The sequence below is a fragment of the Nocardia sp. NPDC049149 genome, assembly GCF_043197455.1.
In the GTDB taxonomy this organism is placed as follows: Bacteria; Actinomycetota; Actinomycetes; order Mycobacteriales; family Mycobacteriaceae; genus Nocardia.
In genome coordinates, this window is sequence record NZ_JBICTD010000009.1 from 371320 (window position 1) to 386334 (window position 15015).

14 protein-coding genes are annotated in these 15015 nt (G+C 66.4%); 6 read left to right on the top strand and 8 right to left on the bottom strand.

Annotated elements, in window-relative coordinates:
- Positions 1–44: 44 nt before the first annotated feature.
- A complete protein-coding gene (locus tag ACGFNJ_RS33225; protein WP_393457360.1) occupies positions 45–839 on the bottom strand; it encodes an IclR family transcriptional regulator C-terminal domain-containing protein in 795 nt (264 codons plus the stop codon).
- A gap of 61 nt (positions 840–900) precedes the next feature.
- Entirely contained in the window at positions 901–1863 is a 963-nt protein-coding gene (locus ACGFNJ_RS33230) for an alpha/beta hydrolase fold domain-containing protein (RefSeq protein WP_393457363.1), read from the bottom strand.
- A gap of 115 nt (positions 1864–1978) precedes the next feature.
- On the opposite strand from ACGFNJ_RS33230, the gene ACGFNJ_RS33235 reads away from it, so the two are divergent.
- On the top strand, positions 1979–2731 hold the full coding sequence (locus ACGFNJ_RS33235) for an IclR family transcriptional regulator (RefSeq protein WP_393457472.1): 753 nt from the start codon (positions 1979–1981) through the stop codon (positions 2729–2731).
- Between the two features lie 64 nt (positions 2732–2795).
- On the opposite strand, the gene ACGFNJ_RS33240 is transcribed toward ACGFNJ_RS33235, so the two are convergent.
- From ACGFNJ_RS33240 to ACGFNJ_RS33250, 3 genes are all read right to left on the bottom strand, one after another.
- Positions 2796–4274, bottom strand: coding sequence for an MFS transporter (locus tag ACGFNJ_RS33240; RefSeq protein WP_393457366.1), 1479 nt, complete (start codon positions 4272–4274; stop codon positions 2796–2798).
- 157 nt (positions 4275–4431) lie between these two features.
- Positions 4432–6045 carry a hypothetical protein gene (locus ACGFNJ_RS33245; protein WP_393457369.1) on the bottom strand — a complete coding sequence of 538 codons (1614 nt, stop codon included), beginning with the start codon at positions 6043–6045 and terminating at the stop codon, positions 4432–4434.
- A gap of 5 nt (positions 6046–6050) precedes the next feature.
- On the bottom strand, positions 6051–7421 hold the full coding sequence (locus ACGFNJ_RS33250) for an MFS transporter (protein ID WP_393457372.1): 1371 nt from the start codon (positions 7419–7421) through the stop codon (positions 6051–6053).
- Between the two features lie 142 nt (positions 7422–7563).
- Here ACGFNJ_RS33250 and ACGFNJ_RS33255 point away from each other — a divergent pair, with 142 nt between their 5' ends.
- Positions 7564–8589, top strand: a complete 1026-nt coding sequence (locus tag ACGFNJ_RS33255; protein ID WP_393457375.1) for a LacI family DNA-binding transcriptional regulator — start codon at positions 7564–7566, stop codon at positions 8587–8589.
- A gap of 36 nt (positions 8590–8625) precedes the next feature.
- Here ACGFNJ_RS33255 and ACGFNJ_RS33260 read toward each other — a convergent pair whose 3' ends face one another.
- Positions 8626–9528, bottom strand: a complete 903-nt coding sequence (locus ACGFNJ_RS33260; protein ID WP_393457378.1) for a LysR family transcriptional regulator — start codon at positions 9526–9528, stop codon at positions 8626–8628.
- Between the two features lie 87 nt (positions 9529–9615).
- On the opposite strand from ACGFNJ_RS33260, the gene ACGFNJ_RS33265 reads away from it, so the two are divergent.
- Positions 9616–10788, top strand: a complete 1173-nt coding sequence (locus ACGFNJ_RS33265) for an iron-containing alcohol dehydrogenase (RefSeq protein WP_393457381.1) — start codon at positions 9616–9618, stop codon at positions 10786–10788.
- Positions 10789–10822: 34 nt separating this feature from the next.
- Here the strand turns inward: ACGFNJ_RS33265 and ACGFNJ_RS33270 are convergent, their stop codons facing one another.
- A complete protein-coding gene (locus tag ACGFNJ_RS33270; RefSeq protein WP_393457384.1) occupies positions 10823–11971 on the bottom strand; it encodes an epoxide hydrolase family protein in 1149 nt (382 codons plus the stop codon).
- 188 nt (positions 11972–12159) lie between these two features.
- On the opposite strand from ACGFNJ_RS33270, the gene ACGFNJ_RS33275 reads away from it, so the two are divergent.
- Both ACGFNJ_RS33275 and ACGFNJ_RS33280 read left to right on the top strand, forming a co-directional pair.
- On the top strand, positions 12160–12912 hold the full coding sequence (locus ACGFNJ_RS33275) for a DUF1460 domain-containing protein (protein WP_393457387.1): 753 nt from the start codon (positions 12160–12162) through the stop codon (positions 12910–12912).
- A gap of 53 nt (positions 12913–12965) precedes the next feature.
- On the top strand, positions 12966–13364 hold the full coding sequence (locus ACGFNJ_RS33280; RefSeq protein WP_393457390.1) for a DUF4440 domain-containing protein: 399 nt from the start codon (positions 12966–12968) through the stop codon (positions 13362–13364).
- Positions 13365–13415: 51 nt separating this feature from the next.
- Here ACGFNJ_RS33280 and ACGFNJ_RS33285 read toward each other — a convergent pair whose 3' ends face one another.
- Positions 13416–13619 (bottom strand): cold-shock protein, encoded by a 204-nt coding sequence (locus tag ACGFNJ_RS33285; RefSeq protein WP_011209970.1) that lies wholly within the window; start codon positions 13617–13619, stop codon positions 13416–13418.
- Positions 13620–14169: 550 nt separating this feature from the next.
- On the opposite strand from ACGFNJ_RS33285, the gene ACGFNJ_RS33290 reads away from it, so the two are divergent.
- Complete coding sequence (locus ACGFNJ_RS33290) at positions 14170–15009, top strand: alpha/beta fold hydrolase (RefSeq protein ID WP_393457394.1); 840 nt, start codon at positions 14170–14172, stop codon at positions 15007–15009.
- The last annotated feature ends 6 nt before the right edge of the window (positions 15010–15015 follow it).

Here is a 15015-nt window from a genome sequence, read left to right on the forward strand (position 1 = left end):
GCTTCAAGCGCTACCAGGTGCTTCCACTGAGTGAAACCCGATAGCTATCCAACATGGCTGCGGCGACGTTCGGTGCGCGCGAGATCACGCGAGATCGCCTCCGCGGCCGAGCGGACGGTGGGAACCAGCTGGTCCCAGACCTCTTCCAACGAGTAGCGAGCGGCCTGCGTAGAAATGTTGACCGCCGCGACGACAGCACCGGCACCGTCGCGAATCGGGGCAGCCATCGATCGCAAGCCAACCTCCAATTCCTGGTCAACCACACAGCAACCTTCCCGCCGCACCCGATCGAGCTCTATGCGCAACGCGTCCGGTGTATGAATCGACCTACTGGTCAGCCGCGGCAGCGGCACCCGGCGCAGGAAATCGTCGAGATCCGCGTCGGGCAGCCCGGCAAGCAGCACCCGGCCCATCGAGGTGGCGGCGGCGGGAAACCGCGTGCCGATGGTGATCGAGACCGTCATGATCCGGCTGACCGCGACCCGCGCGACGTAAACGATGTCGTCCCCATCGAGCACCGACACCGACGAGGACTCGGACACCTGCTTGGACAACACATCCAGATGCGGTTCCGCCAGCTCGGGCAACGACATGCTGGACAGATAGCTGTAACCGAGGTCCAGCACCCGCGGACTGAGCCAGAACAGCGAGCCGTCGGTGCGCACGTAGCCGAGCTCGACGAGCGTCAGCAGGAAGCGCCGCGCGGTCGCCCTGGTCAGGTCGGTCCGCCGCGCGACATCGCTGAGCGTCTGCCGTTGATGCGAGACATCGAAGGCCTTGATGACGGCCAACCCGCGGGCCATGGACTGGACGTACTCCGACGACGGCGCATTCGTCACGCTCGAACTCCGAATCTTTCAGGGGAAGCAGCAGCCGGTACCCGCAGTTGCCGCGGGATGATTACCGGCGACGCAGTGTGCTGTCGAGGAATTCGTAGAACGTCTGCTTGATCGCGCGCATGTCGACGAACCCTGCGAATTCGTGATCGGCGCCCTGGTACGTGTGAAACTGGTGCTGCACACCAGCTTTGGTGAGCACACCGGCCAACTCGACGCTCTGGCCGATCGGGACGATGTGGTCGAGTGCGCCGTGCTGGATCAGCACGGGCGCGTCGTCGCGGTCGGCGTAGGTGACCGGACTCGCGGTCCGCGCGGTGTCCCGGCAGGCCGACGGCGCGCAACCGAGGTACAGATGTTCCGGCGAACCCACATCGTGCGGCAGGCCGATCACGGTCTGCTCCTGCATGGTCACGAAGTCGCTCGGCCCGAACCAGTCGGCGACCGCCTGCACGCGGCTCGACACACCGGGGGTGCCGTCCTGACCTTCGAGTTCGGCCACACCGCCGGTGACGCCGAGCATGGTGGCGAAGTAACCGCCCGCCGAATCCCCCCATGCCGCAAACCGATCCTGATCGATGCGATAGTTCGCCGCGTTCGCGCGGAGCCAGCGGACCGCCGCCTTGACGTGGAACAGCGGGGCAGGCCATTGATTCGCGGGGGCCAATCCGTAGTCGATGCTGGCCACCGCGTAGCCGCGGGCGTTCAGTTCGTTCGCGTTCGACTCGACGGTTCCCCACGGCAGCGGCGCACCGAGATTGGTGCGGTCACCGCTGGTGAACCCGCCGCCGTGGATGTAGATCACGAGCGGGCGCAGCGCCGCATCGTTGCCCTTCGGCAAGTACAGGTCCAGTTTCATCGGAGACCGGCCCTGACCGGTGTAGACGATCCCACGCTGGACTTCGTTGGCGGATATCGGCTGCGAACTCGCGCTCGGTGCAAGTGAAACGACGCTGATATGTGCCGCGAGCACCGCGGCGATTGTTGCGACAGCCTTGGTGATCCCGGGGCGATTGAACGAAAACATGGTGCCTCAACACTTCGCTATTGTTCGCTATCCGAACACAAGTTCGTATAATTGCGCGGCTATTGTGTGGTTGCACAAGGTTGACTGTCAAACGCTTGTTCAAATGAGGTGTGCCGTGGCCGGAAATGCCGCAAGCGCCGGGGTGAGCGTCGCGTCGCGGCTACTCGCTCTACTCGGTGCGTTCGACACAGAGCACAAACGCTTGACCCTCAGCGATCTGTCCCGCCGCGCCGGACTGACGCTGCCGACGACACATCGTCTCGTCGGCGAACTGGTCGCGTGGGGTGCGCTCGCGCGGCGCGCCGACGGGGAATACGAGATCGGGCGCCGGGTGTGGGATCTCGGCCTGCTCGCCCCCGTCCACACCGATCTGCGGCAGGTGGCGGCGCCGTTCCTCCAGGACGTCTACGCGGCGACGCTCGCCACCGTGCACCTGGCCGTGCGCGACGGCACCCAGGTGCTGTACCTGGACCGGATGTCCGGCCGCGCGTCCGTGCAGATCATCAGCACCATGGGCAGCCGATTACCGTTGCACGCCACCGGCGTTGGCAAGGTCTTGCTAGCCCACGCGCCCGAGGACGTCCAGGCCGAAGTACTCGCCAACCTCACCCGCGTCACCCCGTACACGATCACCCAGCCCGGCCGGCTCATGGAGGAACTCCACCGAGTCCGCCTCGAGGGCTACGCCCAAACCGCCGAAGAAATGGGCCTCGGCGCCTGCTCTGTCGCCGTCCCGATCCACGACCGCGACAAGACCGTCATAGCGTCGGTCGGCATCGTCGTCGCGAGCCTGCACCGAGACCGCGCCCGCCTCATCGCCGCACTCCAAGTCGCAGCATCCGGCATCAGCCGCAGCATCGAGTATTGAGCTCGACCCCTCCGATCCCAAAGCTCGAGCGGCTCAGCCGGTCTCGACCGGTGGCGGTGAAGTGCTAAATGCGGCCTGCGGCGGTGCCCTGTGCGGCTGGTCCGGCAGGATGCGGGGCGATCCGTAGTTGCTGGACGATGGCGAGGGTGAGCGTGATGCCGCCTGCGATTACGAAGACGGCGGTTCTGATACCTGTTGCGGTGGCGACCTGGGTTTGTGCGTGCGTGGCGCCTTCGACACCGAAATTGGCGATGAGAACGAGGACGGCGAGCCCGATTACCGCGCCGATGCCGGAGCCGGTGGAGGCGATGGCCGACGCGACGCCTTGCTCGCTGCCGGAGACGCCGGCGGCGGCCGCGATGAACATCGCGGTGAACACGATGCCGTCGCCGAGGCTCATCGCGACGAGTCCTGGCACGAGTGACGCGTACGAGGCGTCAGATGTCATCGCGAGGCCGAGCGCAAGCGCCCCGACCGCACCGATAACAAGGGCGGCAAAGAGGGTGCGGCGCAAGCCGATTCGGGTCACGATCCGGCCTGCCGACGTCGACCCGGTGACGACCATCGCGGTCGGCAGCAGAAATGCCAGACCGGTTTCCAGTGCGTCGTAACCACGAACGTCCTGGAAGTAGATGGACAGGAAGTAGAGCAGCGACCCGAAGGTGGCCGCGAACATGAACGCGGTCGCGGTGGCGACCAGCAGACTCTTGTTGCGCACCAGGGCGACGGGCACGAGAGGATCGCGACTGCGCCGTTCGACGAGCACGAAGGTCACCGGCAAGGGCAGCCACAGGACGATCGCACCGATGATCCACGGCGAGGTCCAGCCGAGGTTCGGGCCCTGAACCAGCACGAAGACGAGCAAAGTCACGGCGCCTGCCGCGGACAGCACACCGGGCAGGTCGAACAAGCGCGCCCCGTCACGGGGTTGATCGGCATCGACCAGGACGAAGGTGAGAGCAAAGGCGGCGCCGGCGAGCGGCACGTTCACGTAGAACACGGCTTCCCAGCCGAACGCGTGCGTGAGTATCCCGCCGAGCAACACGCCGATGACCAACCCCGCGGCACCGGAACCGCCCCAGACCCCGAGCGCGCGATTCCGTGCCGGTCCCTCGGCGAAGAGGGTATTGATCAACGCCAAGGTGCCAGGGAAAACCAGCGCGCCACCGATGCCCTGGACAAAACGCGCGGTCAGCTGAACCTCTGGGCCGGTGGCGAGTCCGCCTGCCAGCGAGGACAGCGCGTAGAGAGCAAGCCCCGTCGCAAGGACGCGACGCCTGCCGAGCAGGTCTGCGGCGCGCCCGCCGAACAGCAGAAAGCCGCTCGATGCCACCGCGTACGCACTGATCACCGACTGCAACGTCTGCGCGGAATAGCCGAGCTCCCTGCCGATATCGGGCAAGGCGACGACGACAATGTACTGATCGAGCGACACGATCAGCATGGCGAACGACAGCAACCCCAGGACCGCCGTCGCCGATCTGCCGTCCGCTCGACCGGCCGCGGTGTTCGGACGAGAGGCGCCGTGCGAGGAAACGTTCATCGGAGGACCCCTACCGGTACTCGAGCGATGCGTGCGTTCGCTCTATTGATGTCTCGATAGAACGACGAAATAGGCGCGCAAAGTGTGACACCGTTCGGGCCGACCGGCTGCGCGGCTCTTCCCAGCCATGGCCACGCAGCCGCCGTGCGGCGCAGTGCTATTCGGCGCGCAGTACCGCGGCGAGCGCCTGGCTGATCGGGACGACCAGCTCGACATTGCGATCGGCGGCGGTGCCCGCGGAATGCGGGCCGCCGACCCGGCTCGGCTCGTTCGCGGCGAGTTCCCGGTGCAGGCTGGCCAGGTCCCACAGGTCGAGCGCGGTACCAGGTCGCACCGGCGCGGCATGGTCGATCATCGTGGACCGGATGATCAGCACCGCATCGGCCGAATCCGGTTCGGGCAGTAGTAGTTCCAGCTGGCGAACCTGACACGGCCACTCGCACAGGCCCGAGGTGATGAGGTGCCAGAAGCCGCCGCTCGCGCCGCGGTGCGGCGTCACCGCATTGCGATGCTCGTGGCCCGCGATCCACAGCACCACATTGCCGAACCGGTGCAGCACCGCCTCGATGTCGTCGGCGAGATAGCGCGGCAGGTCAGCCTGCGGGCCTTCGACCGTGTTGTCGAGCATGGTCAGGCCGTGATGCGAGGCGAGGAGAACGACACGATCGGGGTTGCCGGTCTCGACCTCGACGCCGTCCGCGTCGAGATGCGCGGAGTGCACCTCGACGAGCCGATCGATCAGCCAATCCCGTTGCCGCGGACCGATACTGCCGGTGACATGGCCTGCGGGATTGGTGGTGTCCAAGACGATCACCCGGACACCGGGGATCTCGTCGTAGCAGTAGTAGGCCGTGCCGTCGACGAGGTTCTGTTCAGTGAATCCGTGGCCGGGCGGATGCGCCTGGCTGTCCAGATGCGCCTGGATGTACTCGGCAGGGCTGACCAGGCGACGATCCGCGTCCGGCGCGATCGACACCGCTGGACCATTCGACAGCACCGTGGGATCGGCGAGGTAACGGTCCATCGGGTCGTACGGAAGTTCCCCGGCCCCGACCGGCCGCCTGCCGCCGGTGACCAGGCGCTGGAACGTCTCGGTCACCGGCGCACGCCCTTGCGCCAGGCAATCGTGATTGCCGAAGCAAGCAAGCCACGGCATGCCGACACCCTGGGTGACGAACGGATGTGCCGCCGCCGCAAGGACTCCAGGGACATCCGGGAACCCGTGGTCGCGCTTGTAGCGGTCCCGCGAGGCAGGCGCGGGGTTGTAGAAATCCCCGGACACCGTGTGCGACGGGTGTGTTCGCAGATCGGTGGCGCCGAAGGCCGGATCGAGCTCGGTGCCGCCGTCCATCAGCGCGAGGAACGCACGCAACTCGTTGAGCTGCGCGTTGTCCGTGTTGTCTCCGGTGGTGATGACGAACTCGGCACGCACGGAGCCGAGTTCGCCGATCGTCCTGACCACTGCCTCGAAGGCCTGGAGCGCAACCACCTCCTGCGGACGGTAGGCCGGGAACATCGCGTCCCAGCCCGGCCGCCCGGCGAGGCGTTGCAGGAAGTCGAGGCGGCCTGGCGAAAACGGATCCGCGAGTTGGAAATCCGTGAGGTGCACGAAGCGCAGCACGGACTTTCCGGTCACCGGCCCCGCATGGTCCGCGAGTTCGGTACGCAGGCAATGGGGTTCGCCTGCGCCGTCGGTCAATGCCCGATAGCCGGTACTGCTACCGGTGCCGATCGTTTCGCCAGGCACAATCGTGTGGTCGAGGGTGGACATAGCGGTCAGCCCACCGCCGCTTCGGCATTCTCGCTGGTGCCCTTGGCATTCAGCGGATGCTCGGTCAGCTCCTCGAGGGTCTTGCCCTTGGTTTCCGGGGCAAGCGTGTACGCGATGAGGAGGCCGGTCGCACCGGCGGCGACGAAGATCCACAACACGTTGTGCAGTCCCCAGGCTTTGATGAGGGTGGGCAGCAGCAGGGTACCGATGATCGCGCCGATGCGAGAAACCGCGGTGCCGAGCCCGTTGGCGGTGGCGCGGACCGAGGTCGGGAAGACCTCGCTCGGGTAGACCAGGTTCACGATGCCCGGCCCGGAGTTGGCGAACAGCACCGCAATGCTCAGCAGCGCAACGACAACGGCGAGACCGGGATTGCGCAACAGTGCCAGGATGGCGAGTGCGGTGAGCATGCCAGCGAATCCGACGATCAGCAGCGGCCTGCGGCCGATCCGATCGACCAGGTTCACGCCGATGACCGCGCCGGTGACACCGAGGAGCGCGATGATGAGCGATCCGGTGTAGATGCCCGCCTGGCTGGAGGTGACCTGCTTGAGAATCGTTGGCGTGTACAGCGTGATGCCGTAGTAGGCCAGCGTGTAGCAGAACCAGAAGCCACAGCAGAACAACACCATGCGCAGCAGCGGGAAGGTGAACATCGTGCGCCACGGCGACGTCTGCGCCTGTGCCACACCGACACTCGGCCGCACCTCGCCTTCGCCGAGTTCGGTCAGCACCGCGTCGGCTTCCTGCTGATGCCCCTGAGCCGCCAGCCAGCGCGGCGACTCCGGGATGCTGCGCCGCATCCACAGCACGATCAGGGCGAACACCGCGCCGAGCACCAGCATCACCCGCCATGCGATGTCGCCGAGCGGAAGCAGCAGCAGCGCGAAGGCGTAGGTGCATGCCGCGCCGACGAACCAGGTGGCCCCCAGCCTGCACATCAGGCTGCCGCGACGCTTGGCAGGCGCGTACTCGGCGAGCAACGAGGTGGAAATCGTGTAGTCCGCGCCGAGCGCGAGTCCGAGCAGGAACCGACAGATCAACAGCTGCCATGCGTCCTGCGCACACGCGGCGAGCACCGCGAACACCACGAAGCCGATCAGGTTGAACAGGTACATCTTCTTGCGACCGAGGCGATCGGTGAGCCGACCGAACACCAAGGCGCCCAGGAACATTCCGATGACGGCGGATGCGGTCAGCGCGCCGACCATCAGTGCGGACAGGTGCCACTGTTTGGTGACGGCGGGCAGTGCCACCGCGATCACCGTGATGTCGTAGCCGTCGAGGAACATCCCGGCGGCGGAGAGGATCGTCACCTTGCGGTGGAACGGGGTCAGTTTCGTCGAGTCGAGGACGGTAAAGGCATCGCGAGACACGATGGTCCTTCCTGGCAGAGCAGCAACAACTCAAACGTTTTAGCACTGGTAAAGGCGCCGAGTCATGGTCATCTCACCGAGATGGTCGAGTGTTCAGTGAGCGGTCATCTTGGTTCAGCTTCTGTTCGCTAGGGTGTGGCTTGTGGCTACTGGCAAGGAACCGATCACGCAGCGAGACCTCGCCCAATCGCTCGGGGTGTCCATCTCGGCGGTCAGCCTCGCGCTCGCAGGCCGCGCCGGCGTGAGCGCGCGCCTGCGCGAACAGGTCCTCACCCGGGCCGCCGAGCTCGGCTACAAACCCAATGCCACCGCGGTCGCGCTGCGCACCCGACGGTCGAAAGTGCTCGGCCTGCTCATCCGCAACCTGCGCAACCCGCACTTCCTCGACGTGATCGACGGGTTCGACGAGACCTGCGCCAGAGCAGGTTACGACGTGATGGTCGGGTCGTCCCGCTACGAACCCGATCGGGAACAGGAGCTGCTCGAGGCATTTCAGAACCGGGCGGTGGACGGGCTCGCCATCGCACCGATCGGCGCCAGCAACCATGTGCACGCCTGGCACACCGCGACCAACAGACCCGTCGTCCTGCTCAACGCGGCAAGCCACACGACAGGCCCCGGCACGATGAGCGTGCAATCGGACCATCGCACCGCGGTCGACCTGGCCGTGCATCACCTGGTCGGCCTCGGTCATCGCCGATTAGCCATGGTGGTGGCCCCGCCGGACAAGTCCCCCGACCCCGAACGCTGGGAACGCTTCGAAACACTGGGCGCCAGTATGGGATTCACCGCCATCGCGGTCACCACCGAGCTGTCCGCCACCGCCGCACAGGCCGCGATCGCCCGCGAACTCCAGGGTCCGGCAGACCAGCGCCCGACCGCGTTCATCGCCAACAGCGACTACATCGCGCACGCCGTCTATTTGGCCGCCGCCGAGTGCGGACTCCGTGTCCCCCACGACGTCTCGATCGTCGGACACGACGACCTCCCCACCTCCGCGTCCCTGTGCCCGCCGCTCACCACCATCGGCGTGAACCGTCGCGACATCGGCGAACACGCGGCGACGCTGCTCATCGACACCCTCGACAATCACCCACCCACGTCGTCGAATGTGACTGTGGCGGTGGACCTTCGCGTTCGAGAGTCCACCGCCGAGCCGCCGTCGTAGTCGAAGGGGTAGCCGGGTGGCCGATATCGGCCAGCGCTAGTTCCACGGAGACGAATCGTCGGCCAGATACGGGTTCGCCGTGACGATTTCGCGCAGGAATTCCTCGACAACAACGACTCGCCTGAGCCGTTCGAGGTCGCGGGGAACCACGAGCCAGTAGGTCCCCCGCGCTGAGAACTGTTCCGTGAGTACGGTTTTCAGGGATGCGTCGGTTTCACCCAGGTAAGCGGGCAGCGGCGCGATGCCGAGCCCGCTCCGTGCGGCGAGCCAGTGGCCGGTGATGTTGTTGGTTTGGATCGCGACCTTCTGCTCAGGCGGCAGCGAGCTCGCGAGTCGCAGCGGAGCGACGGTGAGTAGCGCGTCGACGTACCAGATCAGGGTGTGGTCGCGCAGGTCGGGGAGGGTGCGCAACGGCGGTGCGCCGGCCAGGTAGTCGTCGGTGGCGTACAGGCGGAGGTCGTAGGTGGCCAGCACGCGATAGCGGACCGAGCGTGGCGCAGGCCGTTCGAGGGTGACCGCGATATCGAAGTGGCGGGCCGCCAGCGAACCGTGCTCGGTGGCGGTGACGAGCTCGACGTCGAGGTGCGGATGCTTGCGCCGGAGCTCGACCAGGCGGGGCGCAACCAGGAAGGCGCCGAAGCCGTCCGGGGTCACCAGGCGAACAGTGCCTTTCAGCGGGCCGAGCGTGGACGCCCGCGACTCGTACGCGGCGATGACCGCCGACTCGACTGCCTCAGCTCTCGGCAGCAGTCCTTCGCCTGCTTCGGTCAGACGCCAGCCGCTGGGTGCGCGGTCGAACAGGCGATGGCCGAGTTCTCGCTCCAATGCGGTGATCCGTCGCCCGACCGTCGTGTGGTCGACTTCCAGCGCCCTGGCGGCCTCGTTGAGCCTGCCGCTGCGGGCCACCTGGAGGAAGAAGCGCAGATTGTCGGCGTTCATGGTTCGCAGTCTAGGCGTGCAAATGTGCACTACGCCCTGCACTAATCAGCATTGCTCCGTGCAGATATGAGCAACCAGCATGGTGCTATGAGCACGAGCATCGCCCTCCCCCGTTTCCTCCGGATCGGCGCAGGTGCCGTGGAAGAACTGGGCTCCGTCGTGGCACAACTGGCCATCACCCGGCCGGTCCTGGTGACGGACGCGTTCCTGACCGGCCGAGGACACACCGGCCGCCTGGTGGAAATCCTGCGCCGGGAAGGCATTACCGCCGCGGTGTTCGACAAGACGGTGCCCGATCCCACCACGGATTCCCTTGCCGCCGGGCTGGAAACGATCCGCTCGCACGACGCGGACGCGGTGATCGGGTTCGGTGGCGGCAGCCCGATGGACACCGCCAAGGCGTTGGCCGTGTTGAGCACCAACGGCGGCGATATGGGGTCATACAAGGCGCCGCGCGTCTACACCGGACCGGCGCTGCCGATCATCGCGGTGCCGACGACGGCGGGAAGCGGATCGGAGGCGACGCAGTTCTCTGTGATCACCGACAGTGCGACCGACGAAAAGATGTTGTGCCCCGGGCAGTCGTTTCTGCCGATCGCGACCATCATCGATTTCGAACTCACGATGTCGATGCCGCCTCGGCTCACCGCCGACACCGGCGTCGATGCGCTCACGCACGCGATCGAGGCGTACGTCAGCCGCCGCCGGAACGGATTCAGTGACGGCTTGGCCCTTGCGGCGATGCGCACCATCGCCGCCCATCTGCGCCGCGCCTACGGCGACGGCGAGGACCGGGACGCGCGCGAGGCGATGATGTTGGCGTCCACGCAAGCCGGTATGGCGTTCTCCAACTCCAGTGTTGCGCTCGTGCACGGCATGAGTCGGCCGATCGGCGGTCATTTTCACGTGGCGCACGGACTGTCCAATGCCATGCTGCTGCCCGCGGTCACCCGGTTCTCGATCGAGGCGGCCGTCGACCGCTACGCCGACTGTGCGCGGGCCATGCGCATCGTCACCGACACCTCCCCCGACGACGTCGCGGCCGCAACGCTGGCCGAGGAACTCGAGCAGCTGTGCCACGACGTGGACGTCCCGACCCCACGCAGCTACGGAATCGCCGAGGCGGACTGGCATTCTCGCCTCGACCTCATGGCCGAACAAGCCATCGCCTCGGGCTCGCCAGGCAACAATCCCCGAGTGCCGACGGCCGAGGAGATCGTCGAGATCTACGGCTCGATCTACTCGGGTGCGAACACCTAGACGGTGACCTGGCGGGTTCGCTGCGTCGGAATAGTCAGCGGACGAGGCGGAAGAAGGCGCGCACGTCTTCGACGAACAGTTCGGGCTGCTCGAACGCTGCGAAATGACCGCCGCGCGGTGGCTCGTTCCAATAGCGGATATCGGTGAAACGTCGTGCCGCCCAACGCCTCGACGGACGCATGATCTCCTTGGGAAACACCGAGCAGCCGGTCGGCACGTGCACCGTCTCGGTCACCGTTCCCGTGATCCACTCGTCGACCTGCTGGATGCTCTCCCAGTACAGCCGGGCGGCCGAAGCACCGGTTCCGTTGTGCCAGTAGAGCATCAGATTGTCGAGCAGTTCGTCACGGGTGAGCGCGTTCTCCGGATGTCCGGCGCAGTCGGTCCACGACCAGAACTTCTCGATGATCCAAGCGCACAGTGCCGCAGGGGAATCCACCAACCCGTAGCCCGCGGTCTGCGGCCTGGTCGCGTGCATTCGCGAGTAGCCGATTTCCCAGCGGGCGGCGTGTTCGAGCGTGCGGAGTGCGGCGCGTTCGGAGTCGGTGAGGTCGTCGAAGGTGGTCGGATCGGGCGGCGCAAGCGGCGGGACGAGGTGAATTCCGACGACGTGCGCTTGATCCCGTTGCGCGAGCCGGGTGCTGATGCTCGTGCCCCAGTCGCCACCCGCGGCACCGTAGCGGCGATAGTCGAGGCGGCTCATCAGCTCGGCCCACGCGTCCGCGATCCGGTCGATGCCCCAGCCCGGCTCGTCCGGCCGGTCGCTGAACCCGTAGCCGGGCAGCGAGGGACAGACCAGATGGAAGGCATCGGCCGGATCCCCGCCGTAGCGCGCGGGGTCGGTCAGTGGCCCGATCACCTTGCCGAACTCGACGATCGAGCCCGGCCAACCGTGCGTCAGGATGAGCGGCAACGCCTTTGGTTCCGGCGAGGGTACATGGACGAAATGGATGCCGAGCCCGTCGATCTCGGTGCGCAGGTTCGGAACCGCGTTCAGCCTGGCCTCGGTCGCGCGCCAGTCGTAATGCTCAGCCCAATACGCGCACAGCTCACGCACATACGCCAATGGCACGCCCTGCGACCAATCGTCGACGGTTTCCCGCTCCGGCCAGCGAGTGGATCTGAGCCGGGCACGCAGATCCACGAGCTCCTGCTCCGGCACCTGGATCCGAAATGGGCGCATTGCACGAGTCCAACACCATGCCGGAGCGGTCGCAACCGAGTTATCGCGCCAAGCACCGGGACGACGGATCGCTGATCTCGGGCCGGTCACCTACGGTAGAGGTCGATCTAGTGCATCGACCGACTGCTGGAGGCGTTTTGCGCATCATTGCTCGTGTATTGCTCGTCGTGTTGGCCATCCTCGGTGGTGTGACGCTGCCCGTGGCGCACAGTGCGCCCGCCGCGGCGACCATCGATGCGGTCACCGCGCGGCAGATCGACGAGTCGGTGGCGCTGCGGGCGGCGTCGAGCGGGCGGAGCAAGGGCGAGCTGATCGAGATGTTGTCGGCGCGGTTCCTCGGAACGCCGTATCAGGCGAACATGCTCGTCGGGTCGGCGACCCAGCCGGAACAGCTGGTCATCGACTTCCGGCGGGTGGACTGCTTCACCTACCTCGACTACGTCGAGGCGCTCAGCCGGTCGACCGATCGGGACCAGTTCGTGGCGAACCTGATCGACACCCGGTACGCCGAAGGGCGCGTCGAATTCCGGCAGCGCAAGCACTTCTTCAGCGATTGGGCGCACACCCCCAAGGTTGCCGCCGACGACATCACCGCCGCGCTGAGTCCGGCCGCGGTGACCGTCGCCAAGCACCTCAACGCCAAGGCCGGCGGCGGCACCTACCTGCCGGGGGTGCCCGTGGTCGACCGCGCGATCAGCTACCTGCCCAGCGGCACTGTCGATCAGAACGTCGTCGGGCAGCTGCGCACCGGCGACTACATCGGCGCCTACACCAACGAGGCAGGCCTGGACGTCACGCACGTCGGCATCTTCGTCATGACACCGAACGGGCCCGTCTTCCGCAACGCGTCCTCACTCGTCGAGAACAACAAGGTCGTCGACTCCCCCTTCGCCGACTATCTGCGGACGATCCCCGGCATCGTCGTGTTCCGCGCGCGGTAGCCGGCCGACGCCCCACCCGTTCGCGAGCACCGATCGAGATCGAGATAGCCGCAATGCCCGCACACCCCCTGCTGCCCGACGTGATCGACGCCCTGCATTCGGACCTCGCCGAGTGGATGGGCACCAACGCCGCACCCAAGGTCTTCGACCGGTTCGCCAACGCACTGCACGAGGAGTTCTCCGCGGTGACCACGACCGGTCAGGTCTTCGACCGGGACGCGCTGCTTGCCGGCGTGTGGGCGGCCCGCAACACCCAGCCCGATCTGACCATCGACATCACCGACGTGCAGGAGATCGCCACCGGCGCCAGCATCGTCGTCGCCCGCTTCACCGCCGTGAACCGGCAGGGCGATCTGTACAGCCGCCGCCTGGTCACCGCGATTCTCGATGTCGCCGACCACGGTTACCAGTGGCGCTCGGTGCACGAAACCGCCGCTGCCGCACCGGAATAACGCAAGCGGCCCCGCACCTTACGGTGCGGGGCCGCTACAAGTCACGCTGGATCAGATAGCGCGGACGTCCTGGGCCTGCGGACCCTTCTGGCCCTGGCCGATCTCGAACTCCACACGCTGGCCCTCGTCGAGGGTCTTGAACCCCGAGCCGCCGATCGCCGAGTAATGCACGAAGACGTCAGGGCCGCCTCCGTCTTGAGCGATAAAGCCGAAGCCCTTTTCGCCGTTGAACCACTTCACACTGCCTTGAGCCATGTTTTTTGCAACTTCTTTTCTGTAGGTGAGCCGAGCAAATCACTTCGACAAGCCCAGTCTCGATACACACTATGCCACGTCCGCCTCGCTCGAGCATTGAACTGTGGGCTATCCGACACTTCTGGCGCCGTTTCCGCCGTGGTCGGCAGGTCGCCGGACTACCGTGGCGGCGGCGATCGCACACCTTGCGCCCCAACATGTTTCGAGCGAAACCGGCGGAGCGCCAGTGATCGGTTCGGCCCGCCATTTCATACCGGGTGGAAACAGTTGAACCGCAGGTCAGTACGGGATTCCGGGCGCCGAGTTCGACCACCCGTAGATCGTCTTAAGCCAGGCTTACCTCGTTCGTAGTGCATTATGCGCAACGGCGCCGAAGAAATCGGTAAGTGCCTGCGTACGAATTTCCGCGCCTCGGCTACCTCGAACGGGCCGCTGGCCGATTCTGAGCAGCGCGTTCGGCGGACGTTCAGTCGTCGTTGAGCATCGTGACCAAGCTGAGAACCACTGTGCGGGCGGCAGGGCCCGCGCACGGATTCGAGACAAGGAACTGATGAGCAACAAGGGATCATCGCGGGTGCTGCGCGGCGTGCTGTTGACTGCGCTGGCATTGGGCATGACCGCGACGACCGCATGTTCGGCCAAGGCCGACAACGACGTTCGTGCGGAGCAGCCGGCGAACAAGCCGTCCGTGCTGCTGGTGCACGGTGCGTTCGCTGACGGCTCCAGCTGGGTCAGGGTCGCCGAAAAACTGCAACAGGACGGCTACCAGGTCACCGCCGCCGCCGTGCCGTTGCGCGGCCTCGCCTACGACGCGGCCTACATTCGCAGCATCCTCGACGCGATGCCGGGCAAGACGCTGCTGGTCGGCCACTCCTACGGCGGCGCCGTAATCACCAATGCCGCAACGGGTTCGCCGAACGCGGCCGGGCTGGTCTACATCGCCGCGTTCGCACCCGATCAGGGCGAACCGCTCGGCTTGCTCGACGGCCGCTTCGGTGGCCCGGCAAGCAAAATCTCGGTGCCGCACATGTACCCGCTGCCCGACGGCAAGGGCACGGCCCCCGAACTGACTGTGGCCCCCGACAAGTTCCCCGAGTTCTTCGCCCAGGACCTCCCGGCCAAGGAGGCCAAGGTACTGGCCGCGAGCCAGCGGCCAGTCGCTGCAGGCGTCTTCGCCGAGCCGACTGCTGAGCCCGCATGGAAGACGCTGCCGAGCTGGGCACTGGTCGCCACCGACGATCGGATGATTCCGCCGGCCGGACAGCGGGAGATGGCCACCCGGGCCAAGGCCACCATCGTCGAACACGCAGGCAGCCACGCGATCGCACTGTCGCAGCCGCAGGCCGTCGTCGACGTGATCGAAACCGCAGCCGCCGCGACCACGCGATAGGACAGC

Bases quoted from the DNA above. Each gene is read 5' to 3' on its own strand.
- ACGFNJ_RS33245 (WP_393457369.1), bottom strand. From the start codon at position 6,045: ATGTCCACCCTCGACCACACGATTGTGCCTGGCGAAACGATCGGCACC.
- ACGFNJ_RS33240 (WP_393457366.1), bottom strand. From the start codon at position 4,274: ATGAACGTTTCCTCGCACGGCGCCTCTCGTCCGAACACCGCGGCCGGT.
- ACGFNJ_RS33280 (WP_393457390.1), top strand. From the start codon at position 12,966: ATGCCCGCACACCCCCTGCTGCCCGACGTGATCGACGCCCTGCATTCG.
- ACGFNJ_RS33265 (WP_393457381.1), top strand. From the start codon at position 9,616: ATGAGCACGAGCATCGCCCTCCCCCGTTTCCTCCGGATCGGCGCAGGT.
- ACGFNJ_RS33230 (WP_393457363.1), bottom strand. From the start codon at position 1,863: ATGTTTTCGTTCAATCGCCCCGGGATCACCAAGGCTGTCGCAACAATC.
- ACGFNJ_RS33285 (WP_011209970.1), bottom strand. From the start codon at position 13,619: ATGGCTCAAGGCAGTGTGAAGTGGTTCAACGGCGAAAAGGGCTTCGGC.
- ACGFNJ_RS33260 (WP_393457378.1), bottom strand. From the start codon at position 9,528: ATGAACGCCGACAATCTGCGCTTCTTCCTCCAGGTGGCCCGCAGCGGC.
- ACGFNJ_RS33290 (WP_393457394.1), top strand. From the start codon at position 14,170: ATGAGCAACAAGGGATCATCGCGGGTGCTGCGCGGCGTGCTGTTGACT.
- ACGFNJ_RS33270 (WP_393457384.1), bottom strand. From the start codon at position 11,971: ATGCGCCCATTTCGGATCCAGGTGCCGGAGCAGGAGCTCGTGGATCTG.